Annotated in this window: 24 protein-coding genes and 3 pseudogenes; 19 read left to right on the forward strand and 8 right to left on the reverse strand. The window is 61.0% G+C overall.

Translation table 11 applies throughout. The annotated features are described in order from the left end of the window. Positions 1 to 9: 9 nt before the first annotated feature. Positions 10 to 645, reverse strand: a complete 636-nt coding sequence (locus tag NKJ15_RS19425) for an Lcl C-terminal domain-containing protein (protein ID WP_352612586.1) — start codon at positions 643 to 645, stop codon at positions 10 to 12. 254 nt (positions 646 to 899) lie between these two features. After that, positions 900 to 1692 (reverse strand): annotated as a pseudogene (locus NKJ15_RS19430) (IS5 family transposase); the annotation flags it as partial. 358 nt (positions 1693 to 2050) lie between these two features. On the opposite strand from NKJ15_RS19430, the gene NKJ15_RS19435 reads away from it, so the two are divergent. After that, positions 2051 to 2221: a hypothetical protein gene (locus tag NKJ15_RS19435; RefSeq protein WP_352612588.1), complete on the forward strand. Its 171-nt coding sequence runs from the start codon at positions 2051 to 2053 to the stop codon at positions 2219 to 2221. A gap of 713 nt (positions 2222 to 2934) precedes the next feature. On the opposite strand, the gene NKJ15_RS19440 is transcribed toward NKJ15_RS19435, so the two are convergent. After that, entirely contained in the window at positions 2935 to 3240 is a 306-nt protein-coding gene (locus tag NKJ15_RS19440) for a hypothetical protein (protein ID WP_352612590.1), read from the reverse strand. Positions 3241 to 3899: 659 nt separating this feature from the next. Next, a complete protein-coding gene (locus NKJ15_RS19445; RefSeq protein WP_352816854.1) occupies positions 3900 to 4793 on the reverse strand; it encodes a hypothetical protein in 894 nt (297 codons plus the stop codon). 640 nt (positions 4794 to 5433) lie between these two features. Here NKJ15_RS19445 and NKJ15_RS19450 point away from each other — a divergent pair. Further along, positions 5434 to 5559: a hypothetical protein gene (locus NKJ15_RS19450; protein WP_352612592.1), complete on the forward strand. Its 126-nt coding sequence runs from the start codon at positions 5434 to 5436 to the stop codon at positions 5557 to 5559. Between the two features lie 234 nt (positions 5560 to 5793). Here NKJ15_RS19450 and NKJ15_RS19455 read toward each other — a convergent pair whose 3' ends face one another. Together NKJ15_RS19455 and NKJ15_RS19460 are read right to left on the reverse strand one after the other, a co-directional pair. After that, positions 5794 to 6009, reverse strand: a complete 216-nt coding sequence (locus tag NKJ15_RS19455; RefSeq protein WP_352816857.1) for a DUF3072 domain-containing protein — start codon at positions 6007 to 6009, stop codon at positions 5794 to 5796. A gap of 425 nt (positions 6010 to 6434) precedes the next feature. Beyond that, positions 6435 to 7109 carry a Crp/Fnr family transcriptional regulator gene (locus NKJ15_RS19460; protein WP_352816907.1) on the reverse strand — a complete coding sequence of 225 codons (675 nt, stop codon included), beginning with the start codon at positions 7107 to 7109 and terminating at the stop codon, positions 6435 to 6437. Positions 7110 to 7484: 375 nt separating this feature from the next. Between NKJ15_RS19460 and NKJ15_RS19465 the strand changes: the two genes are divergently transcribed. Beyond that, the gene (locus tag NKJ15_RS19465) at positions 7485 to 7712 is read left to right on the forward strand and encodes a hypothetical protein (RefSeq protein WP_352816859.1); all 228 of its coding nucleotides are present in this window, start codon (positions 7485 to 7487) and stop codon (positions 7710 to 7712) included. A gap of 15 nt (positions 7713 to 7727) precedes the next feature. Beyond that, positions 7728 to 8020: pseudogene (locus tag NKJ15_RS19470) on the forward strand (GSU2403 family nucleotidyltransferase fold protein). A 218-nt stretch (positions 8021 to 8238) separates the two neighbouring features. Here the strand turns inward: NKJ15_RS19470 and NKJ15_RS19475 are convergent. Together NKJ15_RS19475 and NKJ15_RS19480 are read right to left on the reverse strand one after the other, a co-directional pair. Then, positions 8239 to 8625 (reverse strand): type II toxin-antitoxin system VapC family toxin, encoded by a 387-nt coding sequence (locus NKJ15_RS19475; RefSeq protein ID WP_352612595.1) that lies wholly within the window; start codon positions 8623 to 8625, stop codon positions 8239 to 8241. Next, on the reverse strand, positions 8625 to 8882 hold the full coding sequence (locus tag NKJ15_RS19480) for a type II toxin-antitoxin system VapB family antitoxin (RefSeq protein ID WP_031195575.1): 258 nt from the start codon (positions 8880 to 8882) through the stop codon (positions 8625 to 8627). Before NKJ15_RS19480 ends, NKJ15_RS19475 begins: the two co-directional genes overlap by 1 nt. 517 nt (positions 8883 to 9399) lie before the next feature. Here NKJ15_RS19480 and trbB point away from each other — a divergent pair. The 15 genes and pseudogenes from trbB to NKJ15_RS19555 all read left to right on the forward strand — a co-directional run bounded on the left by trbB (position 9400) and on the right by NKJ15_RS19555 (position 23643). Then, a complete protein-coding gene (gene trbB, locus NKJ15_RS19485) occupies positions 9400 to 10416 on the forward strand; it encodes a P-type conjugative transfer ATPase TrbB (protein WP_352816862.1) in 1017 nt (338 codons plus the stop codon). Positions 10417 to 10490: 74 nt separating this feature from the next. Further along, on the forward strand, positions 10491 to 10754 hold the full coding sequence (locus NKJ15_RS19490) for a TrbC/VirB2 family type IV secretion system protein (protein WP_352474837.1): 264 nt from the start codon (positions 10491 to 10493) through the stop codon (positions 10752 to 10754). Beyond that, positions 10754 to 11017, forward strand: a complete 264-nt coding sequence (locus NKJ15_RS19495; RefSeq protein WP_352685422.1) for a VirB3 family type IV secretion system protein — start codon at positions 10754 to 10756, stop codon at positions 11015 to 11017. Before NKJ15_RS19490 ends, NKJ15_RS19495 begins: the two co-directional genes overlap by 1 nt. Positions 11018 to 11028: 11 nt before the next feature. Next, on the forward strand, positions 11029 to 13536 hold the full coding sequence (trbE, locus tag NKJ15_RS19500) for a conjugal transfer protein TrbE (RefSeq protein ID WP_352816865.1): 2508 nt from the start codon (positions 11029 to 11031) through the stop codon (positions 13534 to 13536). Next, a complete protein-coding gene (trbJ, locus tag NKJ15_RS19505; RefSeq protein WP_502901235.1) occupies positions 13533 to 14282 on the forward strand; it encodes a P-type conjugative transfer protein TrbJ in 750 nt (249 codons plus the stop codon). The genes trbE and trbJ overlap by 4 nt, the downstream gene beginning before the upstream one ends. A 12-nt stretch (positions 14283 to 14294) precedes the next feature. Then, positions 14295 to 14663, forward strand: a complete 369-nt coding sequence (trbK-alt, locus tag NKJ15_RS19510) for a putative entry exclusion protein TrbK-alt (RefSeq protein ID WP_352685424.1) — start codon at positions 14295 to 14297, stop codon at positions 14661 to 14663. After that, positions 14660 to 16030, forward strand: coding sequence for a P-type conjugative transfer protein TrbL (trbL, locus tag NKJ15_RS19515; RefSeq protein WP_352772991.1), 1371 nt, complete (start codon positions 14660 to 14662; stop codon positions 16028 to 16030). Before trbK-alt ends, trbL begins: the two co-directional genes overlap by 4 nt. Further along, positions 16027 to 16713: a conjugal transfer protein TrbF gene (trbF, locus tag NKJ15_RS19520; RefSeq protein ID WP_352612605.1), complete on the forward strand. Its 687-nt coding sequence runs from the start codon at positions 16027 to 16029 to the stop codon at positions 16711 to 16713. Before trbL ends, trbF begins: the two co-directional genes overlap by 4 nt. Beyond that, positions 16710 to 17774: a P-type conjugative transfer protein TrbG gene (trbG, locus tag NKJ15_RS19525; RefSeq protein WP_502906926.1), complete on the forward strand. Its 1065-nt coding sequence runs from the start codon at positions 16710 to 16712 to the stop codon at positions 17772 to 17774. Before trbF ends, trbG begins: the two co-directional genes overlap by 4 nt. Then, positions 17771 to 18985 carry a TraB/TrbI/VirB10 family type IV secretion system protein gene (locus NKJ15_RS19530; RefSeq protein ID WP_352542694.1) on the forward strand — a complete coding sequence of 405 codons (1215 nt, stop codon included), beginning with the start codon at positions 17771 to 17773 and terminating at the stop codon, positions 18983 to 18985. The genes trbG and NKJ15_RS19530 overlap by 4 nt, the downstream gene beginning before the upstream one ends. Then, positions 18982 to 19098, forward strand: a pseudogene (locus NKJ15_RS19535) (DUF2274 domain-containing protein); the annotation flags it as partial. The gene NKJ15_RS19530 and the pseudogene NKJ15_RS19535, both read left to right, overlap by 4 nt. A gap of 32 nt (positions 19099 to 19130) precedes the next feature. Beyond that, a complete protein-coding gene (locus NKJ15_RS19540; RefSeq protein WP_352474823.1) occupies positions 19131 to 19418 on the forward strand; it encodes a DUF2274 domain-containing protein in 288 nt (95 codons plus the stop codon). 305 nt (positions 19419 to 19723) lie between these two features. Further along, positions 19724 to 20485 (forward strand): Tll0287-like domain-containing protein, encoded by a 762-nt coding sequence (locus tag NKJ15_RS19545; protein WP_352816870.1) that lies wholly within the window; start codon positions 19724 to 19726, stop codon positions 20483 to 20485. Beyond that, entirely contained in the window at positions 20482 to 23259 is a 2778-nt protein-coding gene (locus tag NKJ15_RS19550; protein WP_352816873.1) for an ATP-binding response regulator, read from the forward strand. Before NKJ15_RS19545 ends, NKJ15_RS19550 begins: the two co-directional genes overlap by 4 nt. A 12-nt stretch (positions 23260 to 23271) precedes the next feature. Next, positions 23272 to 23643 (forward strand): response regulator, encoded by a 372-nt coding sequence (locus tag NKJ15_RS19555; protein ID WP_352816876.1) that lies wholly within the window; start codon positions 23272 to 23274, stop codon positions 23641 to 23643. The last annotated feature ends 20 nt before the right edge of the window (positions 23644 to 23663 follow it).

Consider the following 23663-nt stretch of genomic DNA (forward strand, 5'->3'; position numbering starts at 1 on the left):
GCCAGGCAGCTAGTCCAAGCCTGTGGCGGGCGCCCCAAAAACGCACCATACGCCTGCCTTCTTGGACGCTTCAAGCGGACGCACCAGAGTGGTGGGGGCACTGAAGGCAACGACCGCAAAGGACCCTGCCAGGCCCGGCCATTCAGTGCGGGTCCAGTATTCGGTTTCGCTACGTGCGAGCGGCGGCAGCTTGTATTGCGCGAACGCCTCGCGCTGACTTGGCCAGTCGGCCGAATCGAGGCTCGTCAGTTCCGCCATCGTCGGAAGCTCCCAGCCCATGTCGCCGTGCGGCCCGCCTTGCCCGAGCGTGGCGCAGTACCCCATCGCATCGCTCAGCGTTGCGGGTTGATCAAGCCTGTCTAGCCGGGCAACAAGGCAAGTGCGTTGGTCGACGAAAGCTTTGCCGTCATGTTCAGCGAGCAACCAGAAATTTTGATCACTCAGCGGCTGGCGGGCTTGCTTGTGCACGATACCGCAAGGTGCAGCTTGGGATTGTGACGCTGATATGGTTGCAAAAAAGCCAAGCCCTATGCTGAAAGTCGCAAGAGTGGCGATCCGATGCATGCCTTCCTCCTCCTTGGCCGCGCGTTCGACATGGCAATCGGAAGCGTACTTGAACCGGCGAATAATTGAAAGTTCCTGCACTTGCCGGGTTGCCTTGTAAATGATCGAACCATTGGTCCACCAAGCGAATGCGTGCAGTAATCCTCGAGCCGAACACCGATCGCTTTAACCTTTCATCGAGCAACCGGGAGTATTGGCTTGTGCTCATATGCGCCGAACGATCAATTCTGGTCTGGAAGTAATCCTCGGTCGTTTCTGCGCCGTCGAGCCAGAGAACAAGCTCTAAGAGCCTGACTCGAAACTCGGTTACGCACGACGCGGAGCTGCCATGCGGCGAGGCCGATCGAGGCGATGAAGATCCACGCCTCGGCGCTGGCGATGGTCGCCTCGAAGTCTTTGGCGAGCCGGCGACAACGTCCCAGCCAGGCGAAGGTTCGCTCGACGACCCATCGTCGTGGCAGCATCTCAAAGCCCTTGGCTGCGTCGGAGCGCTTGATGATTTCGATGGTCCATGTGCCGAGATTGGCCAGAGCCTGCGACAGTTTTTCTCCGGCATAGCCGGCGTCGGCGAACAGATGGCGCAACCAGGGATAAGGCCGTCGAATGGAGGCGATGACGCCGACTGCCCCATCCCTGTCCTGGAAGTCGGCTGCGTGCACCCTCAGCCCGACCAAGTCCCTCGCTGTCGGTAATGATATGGCCCTTGCGGTCTTTGACCTTCTTGCCGGCGTCGTTACCGCGCAAACCGGCAACGTCCGTGGTCTTTGCCGATTGGCTGTCGATGACACCGGCGCTCGGGCTCGCCTCGCGACCAGCGCAGGCGTGCCGCAGCCACCAAGTGCAAGTTGATGGTCTCCACAGCCCGTTGTCCCGCCAGGCATAGAACTAGCGTTGAACCGTCGAAACCGGCGGGAACCGGTCGGGCAATGCCCGCCATTGGCAGCCGGTCCAGGCGATGTAGAGAAGCGCGTCCACGACCGCCCGAAGTTCTGTCGTCCGCGGTCGTCCCGTTGTCTTCGTTCCCGACAGGAACGGCTCGATCAACGCCCATTGCCTGTCCGTCAACGCGTTTGCATCTCGCTGCCCCGCGCGGCAATATCGCCGGCGGGCGGTCTCCATCCAACCCATGTCGTGATCCCGTTCAAGTCTAGACAACTCAAACGAATCACAACGGACGGGGCCACTCAACCGCTTCCACCCCCCTCGGCATTCGTCTCCACAGTCGATCTCGGCCAGCAGTGTGCGTTGCCGAATTGGAGGTCTTTCGACCGCGCATGCTTGGTTGAATTCGAGCCTTGCCGCCGGAGGAAAAGGTTCTTGCCCGTGCCGTAACCAAAGGTTGCAGATGATAATCACTTTGAACAGCCCGGTGGGACGGCATCGCTGTCAAAACCGGACATCGGACCCTTTCCTCAGGCGCAATAACTTTGAAACAAATCCTGCCGGCAAGCGTTCCAGCATAGCGGGCGGGTTGCCGGAGGACCCAATGCCCGACGATGATATCGTCCTTCCCCAAGACCACGACGCTTCGCCACTTCGGGAGGAGGAGTATTATGTCGTCTGCCCGGCGTGCGGCCAGGCGTTCGATATCAGGTGTATGGCAGAGGCGCTTCATCACAACGAGCTGGGCCACGAGCCCTACGACCTCGACTCGTAGTCGGCAATTACCGACGGTCGTCGACGAACGTCAACCCTGATCGAGACCAACACCGAGTTCTCGCTCATCTGGCCGGCGTTGCCGTCCGGTCGGCCTACAACGAATCCCGGTCGCCAGGGCGGAGCTTCGCTGGCACGCTATGTCGTGACAGACACCTTGCGGGCTTTCAGCGACGACTTGATTGCCGTTGCGGGCGTTGTCGGTGCGGTCGTGGCCGCCACTGACCGGCATGGCCGTCAGTGGCCGGGTTCTTAACCCAGGCGGCTTGCTCCACCGCAACATGTCGCCCAGTTGCCTCGCGACGCTCCGAAGCAGACCTTTGCCGGCATCGCGGCCGGGACAAACATGTGATCTCCATAATGCGCACCAACCGGAGCCTGTCGCGATTGAAATTGCTGATCGGCGAACAGGCGCTCGTTGCAGAGAAAGGTTACGATCGATCGCGATGCCCGCGTGCCTTCACGCGAAGGCACATGCTACGCGTCTTGGACGGGCGGGCCGCCTGTTGCCGAGAGCGGACGGCAGGTGAAGCGCGCTTGCGATGGCCCGAATCTGACTTGCTTCACCAGTAACCCGGAAGACGCCAGGGACGCGCTGCGCTGGACACGTGCCCTAGCCGTCGAGCTCCCATCTATCGGACGGCGCCGCACCCTTGGGCTGTTCAAAGGCGCTTGCATCTTCCCTGCGCCGACGCTGGCAGTGTATCCGGAGCGTCAACCCGCTGAAGTCCGGTTGCGCTTTCTCAGCCGAGTAATCGCCGAATTGTCGACAGTGATCACCCCGCCGCAGTCAATCCGCACAGTGAGTTTGTTCACCCCGCGATCGACGCGGGTGACGTCCCCAACAAGAACCACTCTGTCGCCGGCCCGGACTTTCGGTGGCGGATCAATCGTATAAGGATGGTCATACGAAGGAATGCTCACCCTGGCGCGCCCACTGGGGAGAATCGCGATCACGATACCTGCCAGCGCCACCTCATCGCCGACCTCAAATTCGCGAGGCATGTTAACGTGCAGCATGGTCTTCCTCCCGATGCCTTCCTAATTCACGCTTTGCTAAATTAATGCCCGGCCAACCAGGTTGGTTGCTTGCAATCGACTTCGTACGGTTCCGCACAATTCCAAGCTGGTATGCACTCCCAGTTGGCCTCGGATCGGCCTTGTGCGTCAAAATTCTGCAGAAACGGTTTGACCTTCAGGATGACCTTGGCGCGCCCGCCACACGGTAGCGGAGCGGCGGACTTCATCGCAGTCCGGCGATGGCATAAACGCTGAGCGTGAAGCGGAAATGAATCTTTCGCGTTCAGGTACATCGTTCTGGCAAATTCGAGGAACGCCACGCCGGAAGCAGGAATCGTGTGCTGCTCCCAAGCTCCCTCGGAAGGCAAGTTGACCACCCGCCCACCGTTAGTCTAGGTCCGGCCGGTGCGTTCCAAACGTCATAGAAGCCGGTCGATGGCTTTACTGCCACGCGGGTTATTGGAGCCGGATCATCGATGCTGGTGTCGTGCGCCTACGCCCACGTCAAGTTCGGTTTCATGCATGGGAGCTTCAAGGCCAGCGACGTCATCATCGAGCAATGTTCAGCCAAGCCATATTCGTTGCACATGGAAGGCTCCGATCGGGGTAACATCTCAACACTAGGGCAACCGGACAGACGGTGGAAAACGGCCCCAGCTTCAAAAGCTAGAACAATGCCATAAGCCGTGTGCCCTTCTTCGCGCCAGGCTTCGAGCTATTTGGCGAGCTATCCTGAGTTCGGCCAGCGTTGGTTGCCACCAGCCTCGCTGCCGTTCCGGTAATCCGGCAGCACGCCGAGCGGGCCATGTTCTAATCAATTCAGCCAACGTCGCCGGACGCCATCGGCCCCAGACGTGGTCGACGTTCGCCTCGATCAAATGCGGATAGAACGCTGCTATCTGCGAGGCGTCGACGAGTTCACCCGAAATCTCGGTGAAGACCACGATACCGTATTGCTCCGTTGCCACGGCACGGCCAAGCCGGGGTAAATCGTCTGGGGGCAGTGGATAGCGACGTCGCCTGCGTTCGGCATACCGCAATCTGGCGGCTTTATGTTCCTCGGAGTCTTTGGACGCTTCTCGTCGCCGTTTCCTCTCCTCCGGTTCTGCGCGGCCTGCGGCCCTTTCGATGCTTGGCCAATGGCGCTTCAACTCCTCGTATGAGCGGAAAGGCACCCTCCAGGCCCGCAGTTCGTCGTCCCAGCTCGCCCATGGAACGGCTCGTAGTTCCTCAAGAACCGTCCGCGAATAAGGCGTGCGAATGCGCAGGTCGTCCGCGACTTCCAGATACCGGCTCGACAGGGGATCGAAGGCGAAGGCATCCCGTCCCTTGCTGTCATCATGTGCTGCTCGCAAATCCGCCTCTTGCGCAAGCCAGCGCTGGATCCGCCGCTCTGCAGTCTTTCCTGGCACGAACCAGGTTCTGCGCTCGTCACTCCACCTGGCGCGCGGGAATGTCTGTCGAAACCGCTCAACCGCCGCACGATCGTACGGAAAGCGCGCTTCGGCACCAGGAGCTGTCTGCGGTGCAGCAGGGGCGTCGGATATTTCCATCAGATTGCGAAGCACAGCATGCGCGCAAACAACGCGGTGCAGCTCATTTGGGTCCAAGAACATCAGAACGTATAGTTAGACCTGCAAGAGGAAGCCGATGAGGCGATCGGTGAAGACGCTCCCGCCTTACATATGCCGCTACGGTTGACCAGGATCCGCGTGAGAACTTCACGTTTGTGCTCCGATTGGCACCGGGTCCTGACAGCATCGTGCTTTCGGTTGTTCTGTGGTTCCTCGACCGATAGCAGGACGGCGAGCCCGCGTCGCCGGAGGATAAGAACGACGCGGGCCGATCGGAGATATCCGATCTGGCAGCAAAAATATGAGGGAAAGAGTTTGCTGCGTGGGCAGAACTTTTCCTGCGCGCCGGTGTTCCATCGCGTGAGGAAAAAAGCCCGCCGCACAGGTTGATGCGGCGGGTCGATCAAACGCTGTTGCACCGAGCGGGGGGTCGGACATGCCCGGTGCGCGCGGACCACGCGAACTTTAGATGCACCAGCTGCGATGCGTCCACCAACCGACGGTTGGAGTTTCATTCCGAGAACTGTCTCACAGTGCGAAGCGGGCAAGTAGTTTATCGGGAACCCAGCCTTGGCACAGCACGTTGCTCAGTCGCTGACCTTCGCAAAGGATGCATACAATGGCGAAAGACATATCTCGCGAGGAAGAGCAACGCGGCACCGAAAAAGTTTTCTTCTGGGGCGCTGCAATCGCCCTTGTCCTGTTTGTGTCTTTGGTTACCATCGCCCTCGTCGGAAGGGCCTGATCTGTTTCGACAGTAGGATTGGATCGGGGGGTGCGAGGTCTCGGTGGGTTTAGGGCGAATGCCGGGCTGTTGTACCCTATGAGCCGCTCCCATCCGCCGTTTGTCGTCTCGATCGCCGGTCGAGCCACAATGCACTGAATTCAGAAGATTCATTGCGGGTCACCTGCACCAAAACTGTCCCAATCCAATCCGATCGGCTGTCCTTTGCTAGAGACGAAAAGCCACGGGCGGACGCTACAGGCCTAACTTTTCCCGGAGTGCACCAATGCGTTTAGAAGCTTCCGCCTTGCTAAGGCCGGCATAGGCCTCAGGGTCGTCGGCCTGTTCGGCCAGAGTTTTCAGATATGAGGCTTGTGCGGGAGTCATTGGGTCATCTCCGCTGACCCAATCTTCCGGGTCTTTTCCGACATTTGCCGATGCCTCGATTTTTGGGTTGTGCCGGTCGCCCATGGTCAATCTCCCTTGATTGATCAGCACAATGAGAAACGATCATGATTTGTTCCGCCACATTTGGTAGGGTTTCTCAGACCGTTTGCAGGGCTGCTCGTCACCGACCTGGTCAGTGTGTGGGATCGGTCGGAGTAACGTCGACGCTGGCCGGGACCCGGACAACACGTCGACTGCGGCTGGATGGTGGTTCCCGCGCCGGACTGGCAGCCATATCCTGCTCTGGTCGCCAACGGCGCTGACAGAGCCTCCGGTCTCAACATATCAATTCTTTGCGGGAAGGGAGAGACTCGGCGTCCCTCACTCAACGGTCGCAACCAGCAGGGGTTGCCCTTCGCGAATCGAGACCCCCCGCCCAGCATTAGCGATGGCCTGCCGCTTTAGGTAGTTTGTCTCATCCCATCGGCGGACTTCGATATTGGCGCGGATCATGGAGATGCCTGCTCGCCGATCAGGCGGGCGTATTCCGCCTCCGGCTGGCCATATGAGCTGTTTGCCAAGGTGATGAGACCAGTTCGATCACGGACGATGACCTCGCCACGATTTGACCTGATCAGACCGCGGCCTTCCAGCATTTGAAGTGCCAGGGTGACGCCCGGCCGTCGTACACCCAACATGACCGACAGGAATTCATGGGTAATCGGCAGCCGGTCGCCTTCTATGCGGTCGTTGCACATGACCAGCCATCTTGCCAGCCGTTCTTCCAGTTTCAAACGCGCATTGGCGAGGGCGGTATAGCTTGCCTGGATCCACGCGTAGTGCACGTACCGCAGCAGAAAAAGCCGCAGCGTCGGGCTGTCGGAAAGCGCCTTTGTGAATGGCTCGGCGTCCATGCTGGCAACCTCGGCATCCGCTTGAATGTAGCAGTCGTGCGGCGATCGATCGCCGCCCATGATCAGCGCCGAGCCGGTCATGCCCTCGAAACCAATGACCATAACTTCGGCGTCGACCTCCGGCCGGAGTTTCGCCACCATCGAGCCGATCCCCGTCTCAAAGAAGTAGACGGCCTCGATAGCGGCGTTTGCGGTTTCGAGCTGCGTCCTCAATGGCAGAAAGCTGCTGTGAAGGTGAGGGCTGAGCAATTGAAGGTCGGCCGGAGACATGCGCCGCAGCAGTTCGTTTCTGTATACAGGCTCTGGGCTAGGAATTGGCTGTGGCGCCCGATCGCGGTCTTCTGAGTATGCGAGGCCAATTTGGGAGGGGTTGGGGCTGCTCATGGCTCCCTCCCGAATTGGGGCGGAAGCACGATGCTCGCTCACAGCCGGCGATGCCCTTAATGTTTATCACCGATCAAAGCAGAGTACGCCTTTCAAACCGGCGAGTCCCGACAATTATCCGTCGGTCGATGCGGCATGTCCACCTCTCCGGGCCTTCGCGCCCCTGTCTCATAGCAGAGGAACAACCGCACTCGCATCCGTTCGGCACCGCCAGAACCCTCCGGCTGAATGTCTCTTCGGTGCCGCAAATGGAGATGTTGCATGGCTCGATCCGTAGAGCACGTTTTCAGACCATCTGAGGCTGCGTTCCGCGGCGATCTCGAGCAGAATCTCAGGCACAGTTATGCCGACGTCGTTCTCTTGGTCGCGAATCCGAATCTGGTGGGCCATGATGCCGCGCGCGTATCGTCCAAACACCTGCGCGGCCAATTGCCCGAAGGGGAGTTCAAGTACCTCTCAAAACAGGTTCGCGGTCCCACACACTGCTGATCTGGTCTGGCATGGTTGGAAAATGCCCCTGCTTTCGAAGCAATCGCCATCGATGAAAAAGGCGGACCGTTACGGCTCGTGGTTCCCGATCCGCGTATTTTTGCTGCTCACAATTCTGGGTCTCAAAACGAGCTGATCGCGAGCCAGTCAAGCGCGGTCGTGACTTGGCCCAAGCGCAAGTGGTTGTCCGGCTGACGACGCAGTATCTCGAGCATCTCACGTACCAAGCAAGCGAGCTTCGGGCTCTCCCAAGGGCTGTTTTCGACGAGGCCCATCATCTATTCGTGCAGCCAGCGTCGCGGCCGTGAATGTCTGAGTTACAAGTTGGCCGGCTGGATTGGCCCTCAACTTCCAACCCATCCAAGACGCGGCCCAGCAGCGCCAGATCGGAAGGACGAAAGACGCCAGCTTGCTGACCAAGTTGGCATGAGGCCCCTTGATGCAGGCCCAGCCGACAGGGCCGAAACTAATTGGGCGCTATTACAGGTTCAAGCTGGGGACAGCCGATCATCTTACAATCTCGTGCTCATGCCGGTTCGATATCCGTTTGGCAGAAGTCTTTGCCGATGAAAAGCAGCGGTTCGTCTGCACGCTTTGCCAAAGCATAGGAGAGGCAATCGGCAAAATTCAGCGCCGCCGGGTGGTGGCCCTTGCCGTAGGTCAGCCAACCCTGGGTCGCAAGATCAACCAATTCGGAGTCGACAGGAATGATGTCGGCCTCGATTTTGCGCAGCCAAAGATCGATCTCAGCCAACGCGTGTTCGCCGCGCCTGCTGACCAGCACCATGCGTACCTCGAGCACGCAGGTTGCCGGGATCAGACGGATTGGGTCGGAGACCAGCGCTCGTTCCAGCCTTGCTGCCTCAGGCTCGCTCCGAAGGATCGCTACAACAGCTGAGGTATCGATCACCATCAGTTAGGGATTCCATGCTCGTCATACCCGATGATCTCCTCGTCGCTGCGACTATCCAGTTCAGGCAATCGTGCCACTCTTTCTCGGATGGCGCGCAATTCTGCCAGCAGACGCTCCTGAGCGGTCTCTCCAAAGCCCAAGCGGTGCAAGCGCTCGCTAAGGGCCTGATGAATGGCTGCTGTCTTACTGATACCCTGGCGGCGTGCGAGTTCATCGGCGAGAGCAACGGTGGCTGGATTTTTGATGTTCAGGGACACGAGAAGCTCCAAAAATCTACCTTTCTGGCAATTTCTACCATAGTTCTCTAGGCTCTTCAACATACCTGCTAGCCTCGCCTACCCGCGCCGGATTGACCACGACAATCGCCAGGCCGACGCCTGCCAAGCGGCGACCGCAGTCTCCCGAAGCTGCCTGTCGACTCCAATCCGACGACGGCCGGCGAGGAACTCTACAGGGGCCGCGGTAAAGAGCGTTCCGGCAGCGGTCCATAGAGCGTGAAAGCAGTCCCTTCATCCTGTCAGACGCACCTAACGAGGCGCTGATCCTCCGTCGCGATGCCACCTCTTGAATATAGCCGCCTGTTCTGCTGGAGCGGCGATGGCCAGTCGGGCACCGGGTTGCTGAGCTGTCGCGGTCGCGGCACCGCATTTCGCAAGTCTCTGCAGGTCATGCCACGATCGCCGGTTTTGCTTGTTGCAAGGCCGGCGCTCCTGCCTTTTCTAATGTTCCCCGACCGCGGCAAGAACCAGTTCGTGGCGAGAAACGGGGACCCGCATGGCGACCAACTATCATGCCAGTAAGGGAGCGGTATCGCGCGGCGCGCGCATGCTGCGCACCGCCCTCGGCCCGGCGGTCGCAGGCTTCCTTGACGATCCAGCCATTGTCGAGGTGATGCTCAATCCCGACGGTCGCCTGTGGGTTGACCGTCTCAGCGAAGGACTCGCTGCAAGCAATGAAATACTGATCGCGGCAGACGGCGAACGGATCGTCAGGCTGGTCGCGCACCATGTCGGTGCGGAGGTGCATTCGGGCTCGCCGCGCGTTTCGGCTGAACTGCCCGGGACCGGTGAACGGTTCGAGGGCCTTTTGCCGCCTGTCGTCACGGCACCAACTTTCGCCATCCGCAAGCCGGCAGTCGCGGTGTTTACGCTTCAAGACTATGTCGCTGCCGGCATCATGACCGAAGGCCAGGCTGACGTCCTGCAGCTTGCCGTGGAGACACGCAAGAACGTGCTGGTGGCCGGCGGTACATCGACGGGCAAGACCACGCTGGTCAACGCGCTTTTGGCGGAGGTGGCTAAAACCGCCGAGCGCGTCGTGCTGATCGAGGACACACGCGAGTTGCAGTGCGCTGCGCCCAATCTTGTAGCGCTGCGCACAAAGGATGGTGTCGCCTCGCTGTCCGATCTGGTGAAGTCATCATTGCGGCTTCGGCCCGACCGCATCCCGATAGGCGAGGTACGGGGCGCCGAAGCGCTCGATTTGCTGAAGGCCTGGGGCACCGGCCATCCCGGCGGCATCGGCACCATTCACGCCAATTCTGCCATTGGCGCACTGCAGCGACTGGAACAGCTCGTACAGGAGGCCGTCGTCACGGTCCCGCGCGCGCTGATAGCCGAAACCATAGACCTCGTCGCCGTCCTCGCCGGCCGCGGCTCCGCGCGCCGGCTCGTCGAAATCGCCTTTGTCGACGGGCTCGATGCGGCCACCGGTGACTACCGCACCCTGGAAGCAAATCTCGAGACCACAATGACCGTGAATCACCACTCGCCCTTTGGAGCTTCAGAATGACCCCGATCCGCTTCAATTCATCGGCTATCCGCAAACTTGCCGTGGAGCTGTCGTATGCGACGACCGCCGCGATCATGACGATTGCGCCCGCCCATGCTGCCGGTTCCTCCATGCCCTGGGAGGAGCCGCTTCAGCAAATTCTCGAATCGATCGAGGGGCCAGTCGCCAAGATCGTGGCGGTGATCATCATCATCGTCACTGGCTTGTCGCTCGCTTTCGGCGACACATCGGGCGGATTTCGTCGGCTGATTCAGATCGTCTTCGGGCTGTCGATCGCTTTCGCGGCAAGTTCGTTCTTCCTGTCCTTTTTCTCCTTCGGCGGCGGGGCGCTGATCTGATGGAGGAGGAAGTCCGTGGCTTTTTCGCGCCGGTGCATCGCGCGCTTACTGAACCGATCCTGCTCGGCGGCGCGCCGCGCGCGGTCGCTATCGCCAACGGCACGCTGGCAGGCGCGGTCGGGTTGGGTCTTCGTCTGTGGATCGCGGGGCTCGTCATCTGGGCGGTCGGGCATCTCGCCGCCGTCTGGGCGGCAAAGCGCGATGCGCAGTTCGTCGACGTGGTTCGCCGGCACCTGCGCTATCCCGCGCATTTCGGCTGTTGAGGTTTTTCGCCATGATGAACCTCGCGGAATATCGAAACAACAGCGCCAGCCTCGTCGACTATCTGCCTTGGGCCGCCCTGGTGGCGCCGGGCGTGGTGCTCAACAAGGACGGCAGTTTTCAAAGAACGGCGCGTTTTCGCGGGCCGGACCTGGACTCCGCCACGCCGGCGGAGCTGGTCGGCACGACCGCACGGCTCAACGGCGCGCTGCGCCGGCTCGGCTCCGGCTGGGCGATCTTTGTCGAAGCGCAGCGCAATTCCGCCAGCGGCTATCCCGACAGCCGGTTCCCGGATTGCGCATCCGCGCTTCTCGACGTCGAGCGGCGCGAACAGTTCGAAGGGTCCGGCGTGCTGTTTGAAAGCAGCTACTTTCTCACCTTCGTGTGGCTGCCTCCGGCCGAGGAAGCGTCGCGAATGGAGAGCTTGCTCTACGAAGGCCGGCAAAAGACCGGCGTCGATCCTTGGGAGCTCCTGAAGAGTTATGTCGATCGCACGGACCGCGTGCTCAACCTCATCGAAGGCTTCGTTCCCGAAGCTGACTGGCTCGATGATGGCGAGACGCTGAGTTACCTGCACTCAACAATTTCGACCAAGCGGCATCGCGTTCGCGTGCCGGAAACGCCGATGCATCTCGATGGCCTGCTTGTCGATCAGCCGTTAGCCGGCGGGTTAGAGCCGAGGCTTGGCGATGCGCATCTGCGCACACTCACCATCACCGGGTTACCGACCATGACCTTCCCGGGGATTCTCGACGACCTTAATCGGCTTGCCTTCCCCTACCGCTGGTCCACGCGAGCGATCATGCTCGACAAGACCGACGCGACGAAGCTGGTGACGAAGATCCGTCGCCAGTGGTTCGCCAAACGCAAATCGATCGCCGCAATTTTGAAGGAGGTGATGACCAACGAGGCGTCAGTCCTCGTTGATACGGACGCCGCCAACAAGGCGGCCGATGCGGACGCGGCCCTGCAGGATCTCGGTTCAGATCAGATCGGCGAAGCCTATGTCACCGCCTCCGTGACGGTCTGGGATGTTGATCCGGCAATTGCCGACGAAAAGCTGCGCCTGGTCGAAAAGGTCATTTCAGGCAGGGATTTCACTTGCATCGCCGAAAGCGTCAACGCGGTCGAGGCTTGGCTCGGCAGCATCCCCGGCCACGTCTACGCCAATGTCCGCCAGCCGCCGATCTCGACTCTGAACCTCGCCCACATGATTCCACTTTCGGCGGTCTGGGCTGGACCGACTGAGGACGAGCATTTTGGCGCCCCGCCGCTGTTCTTCGCCAGAACGGAAGGCGCCACACCGTTCCGGTTCAGCCTTCACGTCGGCGATGTCGGCCACACCCTCGTCATCGGCCCGACCGGTGCCGGCAAGTCGGTCCTGTTGGCGATGATCGCGCTGCAGTTCCGACGTTACGAGCACAGCCAGGTTTTTGCCTTCGACTTCGGCGGCTCAATCCGCGCGGCCATGCTCGCCATGCATGGCGATTGGCATGATCTCGGAAGAAATGCCGGAACTGGGCAGGGGGCTGACGATCCGTTGCCCTTGCTCACTTTAGCCGATCTGTCGGACGACATTCAGACCGTTTCGCTACAGCCGCTCGCCCATATTCATCATACGCCAGAGCGAGCCTGGGCGGCCGACTGGCTTGTCGACATCCTTCTGCGCGAAGGCGTGTCCATCACGCCGCAGGTAAAGGAACATCTGTGGTCGGCGTTGACGTCGCTGGCCTCTGCGCCCGTCCACGAACGGACGCTGACTGGCCTGTCCGTATTGCTGCAATCTTCGCCGCTGAAGCAGGCGCTCCTTCCCTATTGCATCGGTGGCCCTTATGGCGGCCTGCTCGATGCCGAGCACGAGCGGCTGGGCGAGGCTTCGGTCCAGGCGTTCGAAACCGAAGGCCTGATCGGCACAGGTGCAGCGCCCGCCGTGCTCGCCTATCTGTTCCACCGCATCGAGCAGAGGATGGACGGCCGGCCGACACTGCTGCTCATCGACGAGGGCTGGCTCGCGCTCGACGACGGCGGTTTCGCTGACCAGCTGCGCGAATGGCTGAAGACGCTGAGGAAGAAGAACGCCAGCGTGGTCTTCGCCACCCAGTCGCTTTCGGACATCGACGGATCGCCAATCGCACCGGCCATCGTCGAAAGCTGCCCGACGCGGCTGTTCTTGCCGAACGAGCGCGCCGTCGAGCCGCAGATCACAGAGATCTACCGACGCTTTGGTCTCAACGATCGCCAGATCGAGATCGTCGCCCGAGCGACACCGAAGCGCGACTATTACTGTCAAAGCCGCCGCGGCAACCGCCTGTTCGAGCTGGGGCTTGGTCCGATCGCGCTGGCGCTCTGCGCCGCATCGTCCAAATCGGACCAGGCCGCGATCGACCGGATAATCGCCGAGGCGGGGCGAGACCATTTCCTCGAAGCCTGGCTTACGAACCGTGGTCTCTCCTGGGCGGCAGACCTCATTCCCAATCTCACTGGCGTGATCGACCAATCCACAAAGGAGCTTCCCTCATGAATTCCGTTCTTGCAGGTCGGCGTATCCGTCGCATGGCGGCAGCCGGCGCAATCGTCGTCGCGACGGCGCTGTCATCGGCACCGGCATCGGCACTGATCGTGTTCGACCCAAAGAACTACGCCGAGAACCTGCTTTCGGCATCGCGTGCGCTGGAGCAGATCAACAACCAGATCAGCTCGCTTCAGAACGAAGCGCAGATGCTGATCAACCAGGCGAAGAATCTCACCTCCCTGCCAACCTCGCTGCTTGGCCAGATCGAGGCCAATTTTTCCGAGATGAAGAGCCTGCTCGGCGAGGCCGACAAGCTGGCCTATAGCGTCCAGGAGATCGAGAGCCAGTTTACCTCCGCTTACGAGAATTTCGGTTCGGAACTCTCCAGCCAGCAGCTTGTCGACGGCGCGCGTCAACGCTGGCAGACCTCGGTGTCGGCCTTTGAGCATTCGCTGAAGACCGGCGCCGTCGCAGTAGACAACATCGCAGAGACACAGGAGCAGACGAGTGCGCTGGTTGGTGCCAGCCAGTCCGCGGTCGGCGTGCTTCAGGCGACGCAGGCCGGCAACCAGCTTCTTGCCGTACAGGCCAAGCAAGTTGCCGACCTCACTGCGATGCTGGCGGCACAAGGACGAGCCGACGCCCTTGAACAGGCGAGGCGGGCGGCCGCACAGGAGCAGGCGCGGGAACAGTTCAGCCGTTTCATGACGGGCAGCAGCTACAGCGCGTCATCCGTAAAAATGTTCCACGACTGAGGCGAAGACCGCATGGATCTCAAGATCGCCGCCCGGATAACAGCCGTTCTTGCCCTTGGCGCCGCCATGACCGCCGCCTCCATGGCGCTGCGCGGCGGCGGCTCGCAGGACGCGTCCTCCCCGCGCTCCGCATATCCGGGCGGCGAGCCGGCAAGTGTCGAGCTTGCCCGATGCCGGGACATCGGCATGGCGGCGATCGATGACGACGCCTGCAGGAAAGCCTGGGCGGAAGGCCGCCGACGCTTCCTGCGGCCATCCCGCCCGATCATGCCAAACGTGGCTCCGTCGATCGAAAAGGACCCGACCCGGCTGCCGCCGCTCCAACCGCCAACGCCGCCTTTCGCGGAAGACCGGCCCTATCCCGAAACGGTGGCGCCATGAACGACACCGGCGTCATCGACCGCTTCCTCGAGACTTTCACTCGCTACATCGATTCCGGCTTTGGTCTGCTCGGTGGGGAAGTTGCGTTTCTCACTTCGACCCTGATTGTGATCGACATCACACTGGCCGGCCTGTTCTGGGCATGGGGTGCTGATGAAGACGTGCTGCACCGACTGGTGAAGAAGACGCTCTATATCGGCTTCTTTGCCTTCATCATCGGCAACTTCAACCGTCTTGCCGGGATCGTCTTCGAGAGCTTTTCCGGGCTCGGCCTGAAGGCTGGAGGCTCGGCACTTTCAGGCTCGGCATTGCTGCAGCCGGGCCGCGTGGCGCAAGTCGGCATCGATGCCGGCAATCCGATCCTCGAGGCCGCCAGCCAGCTGATGGGCTACGTATCGTTCTTCGAGAATTTCGTCCAGATCGTAGTGCTGATGATCGCCTGGGCGATCGTACTGATTGCGTTCTTTCTTCTGGCCGTCCAGATCTTCGTCACGCTGGTCGAATTCAAGCTGACGACGCTTGCCGGGTTTGTGCTGATACCCTTTGCGCTGTTCAACCGGACCGCCTTCCTTGCCGAAAAAGTGCTCGGCAACATCGTTGCCTCCGGCGTGAAGATACTGGTCCTTGCCGTCATCGTCGGCATCGGCTCGGGCCTGTTCGGCGAGTTCACCCAAGGCTTCGGCGCCGAACAGCCCACAATCACGGATGCGCTGTCGCTTGTCCTGGGCGCTCTGTCGCTGATGGGACTGTCGATCTTCGGTCCCGGCATTGCGACGGGGCTGGTCTCCGGTGCCCCGCAACTGGGCGCAGGTGCCGCTGTTGGCACGAGCCTCGTCGCTGGCGGCCTTGGCGTGGCTGGCGCTATGGGTGCTCGCGCCGGATTGAGCGGCGCGGCAGGCGCACTCAATGGCAGTGCGCGTATGTCGGCAGCAGCCGCACGCCGCGGCGCGCATCTGGCCGGCAGCACTTCGGCCGCCTGGGAACTTGGCGCAGCGACATCTGGAAGAGGTGGTGCAGGCTCGGTCGCCGCCGGCGTGGCGGGTGTCGCCAGGGCCGGTGCCAGCGCTGCCGTTCGACCGGTGAAGCAGGCCATGTCGCGCGCCGCGTCGGCGCTGTCCGACAGCTATGAGGCCGGCCGCTTTGCGGCTTGGAGTGCGACGAGTGGAGAGCGATCGTCGGGAACGGCTTCCTCGGGTGACTGGTCGACCTCCGAAACCAGTTCCGACGCCCCGCCCGCATGGGCAAAACGAATGAAGCGTAGCCAGGTCATGAGCCATGGCGCCAGCGTCGCCGCGCATTCAGTTCACTCGAGTGATGATGGGGGCGGCTCGATGAATGTTTCCCTCGATCAGGACGACCGCCGATGACCCCCCTTAGACGCCCTTTCGTTCGTTACGCAAAAACGCCCCACCCCGAGACGCCATATCAGCGTGCAGCCCAGATTTGGGACGAGCGCATCGGCTCGGCTCGCGTCCAGGCGAGAAACTGGCGGCTGATGGCCTTCGGCTCTCTCGTCCTGGCCGGCGGTTTTGCATCCGCATTGGTGTGGCAGTCAACGCGCGGCTCAGTGGTTCCCTGGGTGGTGGAGGTCGACAAGTTCGGTGAAGCGCAGGTTGTCGCGCCGGCCGTTGCCGACTATCGGCCGACCGATCCGCAGGTCGCCTGGCATCTGGCCCGCTTCATCGAACAGGTCAGAAGCATTCCGGCCGACCCGGTCATCGTCCGCCAAAACTGGCTGCGAGCCTACGACTACACCACAGACCGCGGCGCCATTTCCCTCAATGATTACGCCCGGTTGAACGACCCTTTTGCCAAATTGGGCAAACTCCAGATCGCCATCGAGGTTTCCAGCGTCATCCGTGCTACCCCCGATTCGTTTCGCGTCGCCTGGGTCGAGCGCCGTTACGAGAATGGCAACCTGGCCGGCACCGAGCGCTGGACCGCAATCCTCACAATCGTGATTCAGCAACCCCGCGACGCTGACCGGCTCAAAGCCAATCCGCTTGGCGTCTATGTCAACGCCATCAGCTGGTCGAAGGAGTTTTCATGATGCGTGCAGCACCAACAAGAACATCGGCGAGACCGGCCACGCGCAATGCGCCCAAGGCACGTAGGCTTGCCCTGACACTGCTGTCGGCAGCGGCGCTCGCCGGCTGTGCATCGAAGAAATACATTCCGCCGGAAATCGCCTACGACGATGCGGTGCCTGCGGTGCGCAGGCTCGACCCGCCTGGTCCGGTCAAAGTGGTGGAAGTGCCGAAACCGCTTCCGCTGCCTGGTCAGTCGAAACCAGTCGACGCTACGAAGGTGGAGCCGGAGCCGACCGATCCGAAGCAGCGTATCGGCCAGGCGAACGAGGCAGCGAGGATGCAGCCGGTTCGCGACGGGTTCGTCAATGCCATCCAGCTCTATCCTTGGAGTGAGGGCGCGCTCTACCAGATCTATGCCGCGCCCGGCCAGGTCACCGACATCGCCTTGCAGCCGGGCGAGCAGCTTGTCGGCTCCGGGCCTGTGGCCGCCGGCGACACGGTGCGCTGGATCATCGGCGATACGCAAAGTGGGGCAGGGGAGCGCCAGCAGGTCCATATCCTTGTGAAGCCGACACGGCCGGATCTGCAGACCAATCTCGTCATCAACAGCGACCGCCGCACCTATCATCTCGAGCTGCGCTCGACCGAAAAGACCTACATGGCTTCGGTCTCCTGGCAGTACCCGCAGGACCAGCTGATTGCGCTGCGGCGCCAGAACGCGCAGGCTTCCGCCGCACAGCCGGTCGCGTCCGGCGTCGACATCCAGAAACTGAATTTCCGCTATCGCATCGAAGGCGACATGGCGCCCTGGCGGCCGCTTCGCGCCTTCGATGACGGTGCAAAAGTCTACATCGAGTTCCCGTCTGGCATAGGGCAAGGTGAAATGCCGCCACTCTTTGTCATCGGCCCATCGGGCGGCTCGGAGCTGGTCAACTACCGTGCTCGCCAGAACTACTACGTCGTTGATCGGCTGTTTGCCGCCGCTGAATTGAGGCTCGGCGACAAAACAAGCGAAAAGCGCGTCCGCATCGTGCGTACGGACGGCAAACGAACCTCGCCCAGCACGAGGCTGTTCCGATGAGCGACCCTGCAAATGCACCCAACCAGGACATTCGAGCGGAACTGCGCCTTCGGCCCGAACCGGCCAGGGTCACGCGACTGTCGCGCAAGGTGCTGATAGGCGTTGGTGGAGTTGCCAGCGCTGCGATCCTCGGCACGTTGATTTGGGCGCTCGACACCAGACAGCGCGGAACCGAACAGCCGTCCGAGCTCTTCACCACCGAAAACCGCTCAACGGCCGACGGGCTACAGAAGCTGCCGAAGGACTATGCCGGTGTTCCGCAACTCGGCCCCGCGCTGCCTGGCGATTTGGGCCGGCCGATCTTGCGCGCGCAGGAGCGCGGCCAGCCGATTGGGGCGTCCAACGTCAGTGGCCCGCGCGCCGATCCGGAGGAGCAGCGCCGACTGGCCGAGATCGAGGCCGCACGCGTGGCGAAGCTCTTCACCGATACGAACACGAGACCTGGTCCCACACGACAGGATGCTGGCAGCAGGGTCATAGGACCGGACACCCAATCTGGTCTGACTCCGCCGCTTGGGCCGCCACCGATCGATCCTGGCGCCGCGCAAAACGTGCAGGATCGCAAGCTGGCCTTCGTCAATGCCGAGCCAGACCGTCGCACAGTCAGCCCCAATCGGCTCGCCGAGAAGGCCTCGCCCTACGTGGTGCAAGCCGGCAGCGTCATTCCAGCTGCCCTTATCACCGGCATCCGCTCCGACCTGCCCGGCGAGATCACCGCTCAGGTCACGGAAAATGTCTACGACAGCCCAACCGGCTCATACCTTCTGATCCCGCAGGGTGCGCGGCTGATCGGCCAGTATGACAGCCAGGTCGCGTTCGGTCAGTCGCGCCTGCTGCTGGTCTGGAACCGGCTGATCATGCCCGATGGCACATCGATCGTGCTGGAGCGCCAGCAGGGCGCAGACACGCAAGGGTTTTCTGGCCTTGAAGACGAAGTTGACCATCATTGGGGCCAGATGTTCCGGGCCGCAGCGCTCTCGACATTGCTGGGCATTGGGACATCGCTCGGGTCCAGCGACGACGAAAGCGAAATCGCCAAGGCCATCCGCGAAAGCGCGCAGGACTCGGCCTCCGATATTGGCCAGCAGATCGTGCGCAATCAGCTCAACGTGCAGCCGACGCTCACGGTGCGGCCCGGGTTTCCGGTTCGCGTGATTGTCAATCGCGACCTTGTTCTTGTGCCTTACGGCAAGTCAAAGGGTCCGTCATGACCAAGCTGAAACTTTCCGCCATTCCCGATGACCGTCCGGTCAAGATCACCGTCGAACTGCCTGCCGCCGTTCATCGCGACGTCGTTGCCTATGTTGATTATCTGAACAGGCAACATGTCTTTGTCTCACAAGCAGGAGGTGAACAATGCCAGATCTGAGGCTCGGTCGGCTGCCGAAGGTTGGCGTCGTCCGCATGACCATCATCCTGCCGGAGCCTCTCAAGGAGGAACTCGATCAGTACGCGGCCGAGCACAGCCGGCTCTATGAACCCGTGGACACCGCTGCCCTGATTCCGCACATGCTGGAGGCCTTCGTCGGTTCGGATCGCGGTTGGCGCAGTCGTAAGGCGAAGGCCGGCCGTGCCCGCCAAAGAGGGGCGTCTCCGGCCAGCAGCACGACGCGAAGCGGTGCTGAAGGTGATGGCTCCGCCTGAAGCTGTCCCAGTGGCTTTACCCTAAGCGGAATGCCGGTTCCGACCTAAGCGGAAGCTCGCTTGCTCCGGGCCAATTCACGGCCATCACCCGAAGCCGTCATCCAGTTGGTCGAGGCTGTGGGTTGGCAATGGGGTGGCGATGGGGTGGTAAGGGACGTTCGGCGGAGATGGGTTACACGCCAGGGACGCTTCGGAACAGACGGCGAATATTCGTTCCCTCCTTCCCTGAGCTTCGAAGTTTGTCGCTGCCTCCCCGGCTTTTATCGTGCTATGCTGTGAGTGGCCTTCCTGGAAGGGAAACGGAAATGTCCGGCATGTCAGCGTTGACGCGGACTTTCATTGCCGCTGTTCTTGTCGGCTGCGCGCTCGTCGTGTCGTCTGCCATCGGAGCGGGAGTTACCGAGGATGTCGCGACGGGAACGCGACTCGCGGAATTGCTCCGTGCGGGGCGACGTATCATATCGAACTACCAGACGCTCATCAATGATCCTGCTCTTGGCGACAAGCACCTCGACGGTGAGCGCATTACGAGAGAGGCCATCGCCGAATACTCAAAACACATCGGCAACGACCCGCTTTCCGGCGAATTGACCGAGCGCGACCGGCGTCTGCTTGAAGTCCAGATTGAGGCGATGCGAGAGGTGGTGGACGAACAGCAAGATAACATCAACCGCGCGGGAATCGCTTTCAAGGGCTTCGTGCCAGCCGTGTTTGCGCGTCTGATGAATGACAAGTTCGTCGCCAAGGCCGGCAACGAAGCTCGGGTGCGCGTGACTGCGCCAGAGCAACTCGTGCGCAACCGCAAATCGCTTCCGGACGCCTGGGAAGCACAGATCATCGAAAAGGTCTTGGTGGATCCGCAGAGAGCGAAGGGAGAAGCCTACACGGACGTCACAGAGGCGGATGGACGCCCGGCATTTCGAATGCTGCTGCCCGAATACTATACCGGCTCGTGTCTTTCCTGTCACGGCGAGCCGAAGGGCGAGATCGACGTGACAGGATATCCAAAGGAGGGCGGCAAAGCGGGCGATCTGGGAGGCGCGATCAGCATCGTCTTGTTCAAATGAGCGCTTTGGAACAATCACCGCACCAAGTGGAAGCCGTATCGGCGCCGGCGAGGCCACTTGCGCGTAGCTTCGCCAATCTACCGATTTCGGCCCGCATAGCTGCGCTGACAGCGGCCGGCCTTGTCAGCCTCATCGTATCGTCCATCTTTCTCACCCAGGCACTTTATCGCAGTGCAGATCGAACCGCGGAGACCAAGGCATTTTTCGATGTCGCATCCACTGCGGCTGCGGCCCACGTAACATTCGGCGAATTGCGCTACTGGCTGACTGATTTGTCGGTTAGCTTGTTGATGAATTCCCAGCGCAATGCCGAGCAGGCGCGCGAGCGACTGCTGACACATCTGGACCGCCTTTCGAAATCATCACCGGATGCGGTCAGGGAAATCCGCGTTGAGATCGATTCCTATGTCAAAACGGCGTTACGAGCGGCAGACAGCTATACTCAAGACAACCGCATCATCGGCAACACTCTCCTCGCCGAGGCGCGCACCCACAGCGCAAATGTGGATGCCGCGCTAAACAAACTCGTCGAACGAGCGAGCGCCGAGGCAGAAGCCGCTCGCAACGAGGTCGTAACGGAAACCCAGAAAACGGCGACGACCGCTGCCGTGCTGGTGGCCATCGTGGTGATGATCGGGTCGCTTCTCACCATCCTTGTTCTTCGCTCGATCGTCGGCCCGTTGCGGCGCTTGAACCGGGTGATCGGAAATCTGACGGAAGGACGCTATGACGTCGAAATACAGGCAGAGGGAGGCGACGAGCTCGGCGCGATGGCGCGGACGCTTCGGCTTTTCCGGGCGAGCGCAATTGAAAAGCAAAGACTGGAAGATGAGGCGGAGCGGCAAAGACGGACGATCGCAGCGGCACTCGAGGCGATTTCTGACGGATTTGTCCTGTTCGATTCGGAGGACAAGGTCCTTCTTGCCAACAGCAAATACTGCGAAATCTTTCCCGGCAATGAGCGAGCTACTCTTCCTGGGCAAAGCCTTCATGATATTCTGAAAGGACGCTTGGCGAGCGGGCACGTCGACCTTGAGGGCGCGTCGCCGGAGGAATGGATTGCGGAGAGGCTGCGCATCCAGAAGGATCCGGCAGGCTTCGTCCACGAGGGTCGCTTCGGAGAACGCTGGGTCCGCGTCAGCAAACGAAAGACCCCTGACGGCGGGACCGTCGCCGTTTACACCGACATCACGGAACTGAAGCAGAGAGAGGTCGAACTCGAGCGGGCCAAGAGCCATGCTGAAGCGGCAAATGAGGCCAAGAGCAGCTTCCTCGCGTCCATGAGCCACGAGCTACGCACTCCATTGAACGCGATCATTGGCTACAGCGAGATGCTGATCGAAGAGGCGAGTGACGAGCAAATGAACGAGTTCGTCCCAGATGTGGAAAAGATCGCAGGGGCCGGTCGCCATCTCCTCGCGCTCATCAACGACATCCTCGATCTGTCGAAGATCGAGGCAAATAAGATGGAAAATTTCCTGGAGACTTTCGACGTCGCCGACTTGTTGCGCGATGTCCAGGCCACAGTCGCGCCACTGATGGCGAAAAACAGAAACAGTTTCGTGCTGGACCTCGCGGGCGACCTTGGGAAAATGCATTCGGACCAGACGAAGTTGCGTCATAACCTCTTCAATCTACTCAGTAACGCGGCCAAGTTCACCGAAGTGGGCCGTGTAACGCTGGCGGTTCGACGCAACAGGAGATCGGATCGCGACTGGCTAATATTCATAGTGTCGGACACCGGGATCGGGATGACGCCAGAGCAGCAAGAACGGCTCTTTGACCCTTTTACGCAAGCAGACGCGTCCACCACTCGCAACTATGGCGGAACGGGATTGGGCCTTAGCATAACCCGGAGTTTCTGCCGAATGATCGGAGGCGTTGTAACGGTCAAGAGCGAGCTCGGAAAAGGCTCGACCTTCACAATGGAGATTCCAGCCGAGTGCAACGAGGAACCTAGCGAGCAGCGATCCGCCGAACCGCTGTCGTCGCGGCCGTCGGACAAGGCGGTTCTGATCATCGATGACGAACCTGCCGCCCGAACCCTCATCGCCAGGGCCTTGGCAGAGGCGGGACTGGCGTCGATCGAAGCAGCAAGCGGCGAGGAAGGAATAGCCGCTGCGCGAGCGCATCGCCCCGTCGCAATCGTTCTCGACATTATCATGCCGCATCAGGACGGCTGGTCAGTGCTGCGCTCGCTGAAAAGCGACAAGGAGCTCTGCGAGATTCCAGTAATCCTTGCGACGATACTTGCAGATCGCGAACTCGGCCTCTCACTCGGTGCGGTCGAATACCTGACGAAGCCGATCGACACGCGGAAGCTTGTTCGAACGATAGAGGCTTGCGGCAGTGGCAACCGCGATGTGCTTGTTATTGATGACGATCAAGCCTCGCGCGATTTCCTTCGGCGTATTCTGGTCAAGAAGGATTGGCGGGTTCACGAGGCAAGCGATGGCCTGCGCGGCCTCAAGCTGATGAAGCGGTTGTTGCCGCGTCTGGTCCTGCTTGATCTGCTGATGCCCGAAATGGACGGATTCGAGACCTTGAACGAGATGCAGCAGGTGCCCGAGCTGCAGAACATTCCGGTCGTCGTCGTGACTTCCAAGGATTTGTCGGCCGATGAGCTCAAATGGCTTCGCGACAGGGCGGTCGCGGTTGTGACCAAGGGCGCAAACAGTCGGTCTCAGTTGGTCGAGGCCCTCGAGCGCCAGATATTCCCGCTTGGATCGACAGGTGCCAGCATTGCCGATCGCGGAACCGCCCCCCATGGCTGAAGGAAGCCGAGGATGACGAGGATCCTTCTCGTAGAAGACAACGAATTGAACCGGGACATGCTCTCGCGGCGGTTGTCGCGGCGTGGGTTCGAAGTCCTAATTGCGGAAAACGGACAGTCGGGCGTGGAACTCACCCTTTCGGAAAGGCCGGATCTCATCCTCATGGATATGAGCTTGCCGGTCATGGACGGGTGGGAGGCGACCAGGCGGATCAAGGCTGATCCGGCCACCTCCGGGATCCCGATCATTGCGCTTTCTGCGCACGCGATGGCCAGCGATCGCGAAATGGCGCTCGAGGCCGGCTGCGATGAGTACGATAGCAAGCCGGTGGACCTGTCGCGACTTGTCCAGAAAATTGAACAATTGCTCGCCGGGAATCGATGAGGCCCAGGCCGACGGTTTGA

This window comes from Mesorhizobium sp. M0207, from assembly GCF_040321995.1.
Classification (GTDB): domain Bacteria; phylum Pseudomonadota; class Alphaproteobacteria; order Rhizobiales; family Rhizobiaceae; genus Mesorhizobium.

Coding starts and splice junctions, on each gene's coding strand:
- NKJ15_RS19555 (WP_352816876.1), top strand. CDS start 23,272: ATGACGAGGATCCTTCTCGTAGAAGACAACGAATTGAACCGGGACATG.
- NKJ15_RS19460 (WP_352816907.1), bottom strand. CDS start 7,109: ATGTCTCCGGCCGACCTTCAATTGCTCAGCCCTCACCTTCACAGCAGC.
- trbB (WP_352816862.1), top strand. CDS start 9,400: ATGGCGACCAACTATCATGCCAGTAAGGGAGCGGTATCGCGCGGCGCG.
- trbJ (WP_502901235.1), top strand. CDS start 13,533: ATGAATTCCGTTCTTGCAGGTCGGCGTATCCGTCGCATGGCGGCAGCC.
- NKJ15_RS19450 (WP_352612592.1), top strand. CDS start 5,434: ATGGCGAAAGACATATCTCGCGAGGAAGAGCAACGCGGCACCGAAAAA.
- NKJ15_RS19545 (WP_352816870.1), top strand. CDS start 19,724: ATGTCCGGCATGTCAGCGTTGACGCGGACTTTCATTGCCGCTGTTCTT.
- NKJ15_RS19465 (WP_352816859.1), top strand. CDS start 7,485: ATGGCTCGATCCGTAGAGCACGTTTTCAGACCATCTGAGGCTGCGTTC.
- NKJ15_RS19550 (WP_352816873.1), top strand. CDS start 20,482: ATGAGCGCTTTGGAACAATCACCGCACCAAGTGGAAGCCGTATCGGCG.
- NKJ15_RS19540 (WP_352474823.1), top strand. CDS start 19,131: ATGCCAGATCTGAGGCTCGGTCGGCTGCCGAAGGTTGGCGTCGTCCGC.
- NKJ15_RS19440 (WP_352612590.1), bottom strand. CDS start 3,240: ATGCTGCACGTTAACATGCCTCGCGAATTTGAGGTCGGCGATGAGGTG.
- trbE (WP_352816865.1), top strand. CDS start 11,029: ATGATGAACCTCGCGGAATATCGAAACAACAGCGCCAGCCTCGTCGAC.
- trbG (WP_502906926.1), top strand. CDS start 16,710: ATGATGCGTGCAGCACCAACAAGAACATCGGCGAGACCGGCCACGCGC.
- trbL (WP_352772991.1), top strand. CDS start 14,660: ATGAACGACACCGGCGTCATCGACCGCTTCCTCGAGACTTTCACTCGC.
- NKJ15_RS19455 (WP_352816857.1), bottom strand. CDS start 6,009: ATGGGCGACCGGCACAACCCAAAAATCGAGGCATCGGCAAATGTCGGA.
- trbF (WP_352612605.1), top strand. CDS start 16,027: ATGACCCCCCTTAGACGCCCTTTCGTTCGTTACGCAAAAACGCCCCAC.
- trbK-alt (WP_352685424.1), top strand. CDS start 14,295: ATGGATCTCAAGATCGCCGCCCGGATAACAGCCGTTCTTGCCCTTGGC.
- NKJ15_RS19495 (WP_352685422.1), top strand. CDS start 10,754: ATGGAGGAGGAAGTCCGTGGCTTTTTCGCGCCGGTGCATCGCGCGCTT.
- NKJ15_RS19435 (WP_352612588.1), top strand. CDS start 2,051: ATGCCCGACGATGATATCGTCCTTCCCCAAGACCACGACGCTTCGCCA.
- NKJ15_RS19445 (WP_352816854.1), bottom strand. CDS start 4,793: ATGGAAATATCCGACGCCCCTGCTGCACCGCAGACAGCTCCTGGTGCC.
- NKJ15_RS19530 (WP_352542694.1), top strand. CDS start 17,771: ATGAGCGACCCTGCAAATGCACCCAACCAGGACATTCGAGCGGAACTG.
- NKJ15_RS19475 (WP_352612595.1), bottom strand. CDS start 8,625: ATGGTGATCGATACCTCAGCTGTTGTAGCGATCCTTCGGAGCGAGCCT.
- NKJ15_RS19490 (WP_352474837.1), top strand. CDS start 10,491: ATGACGATTGCGCCCGCCCATGCTGCCGGTTCCTCCATGCCCTGGGAG.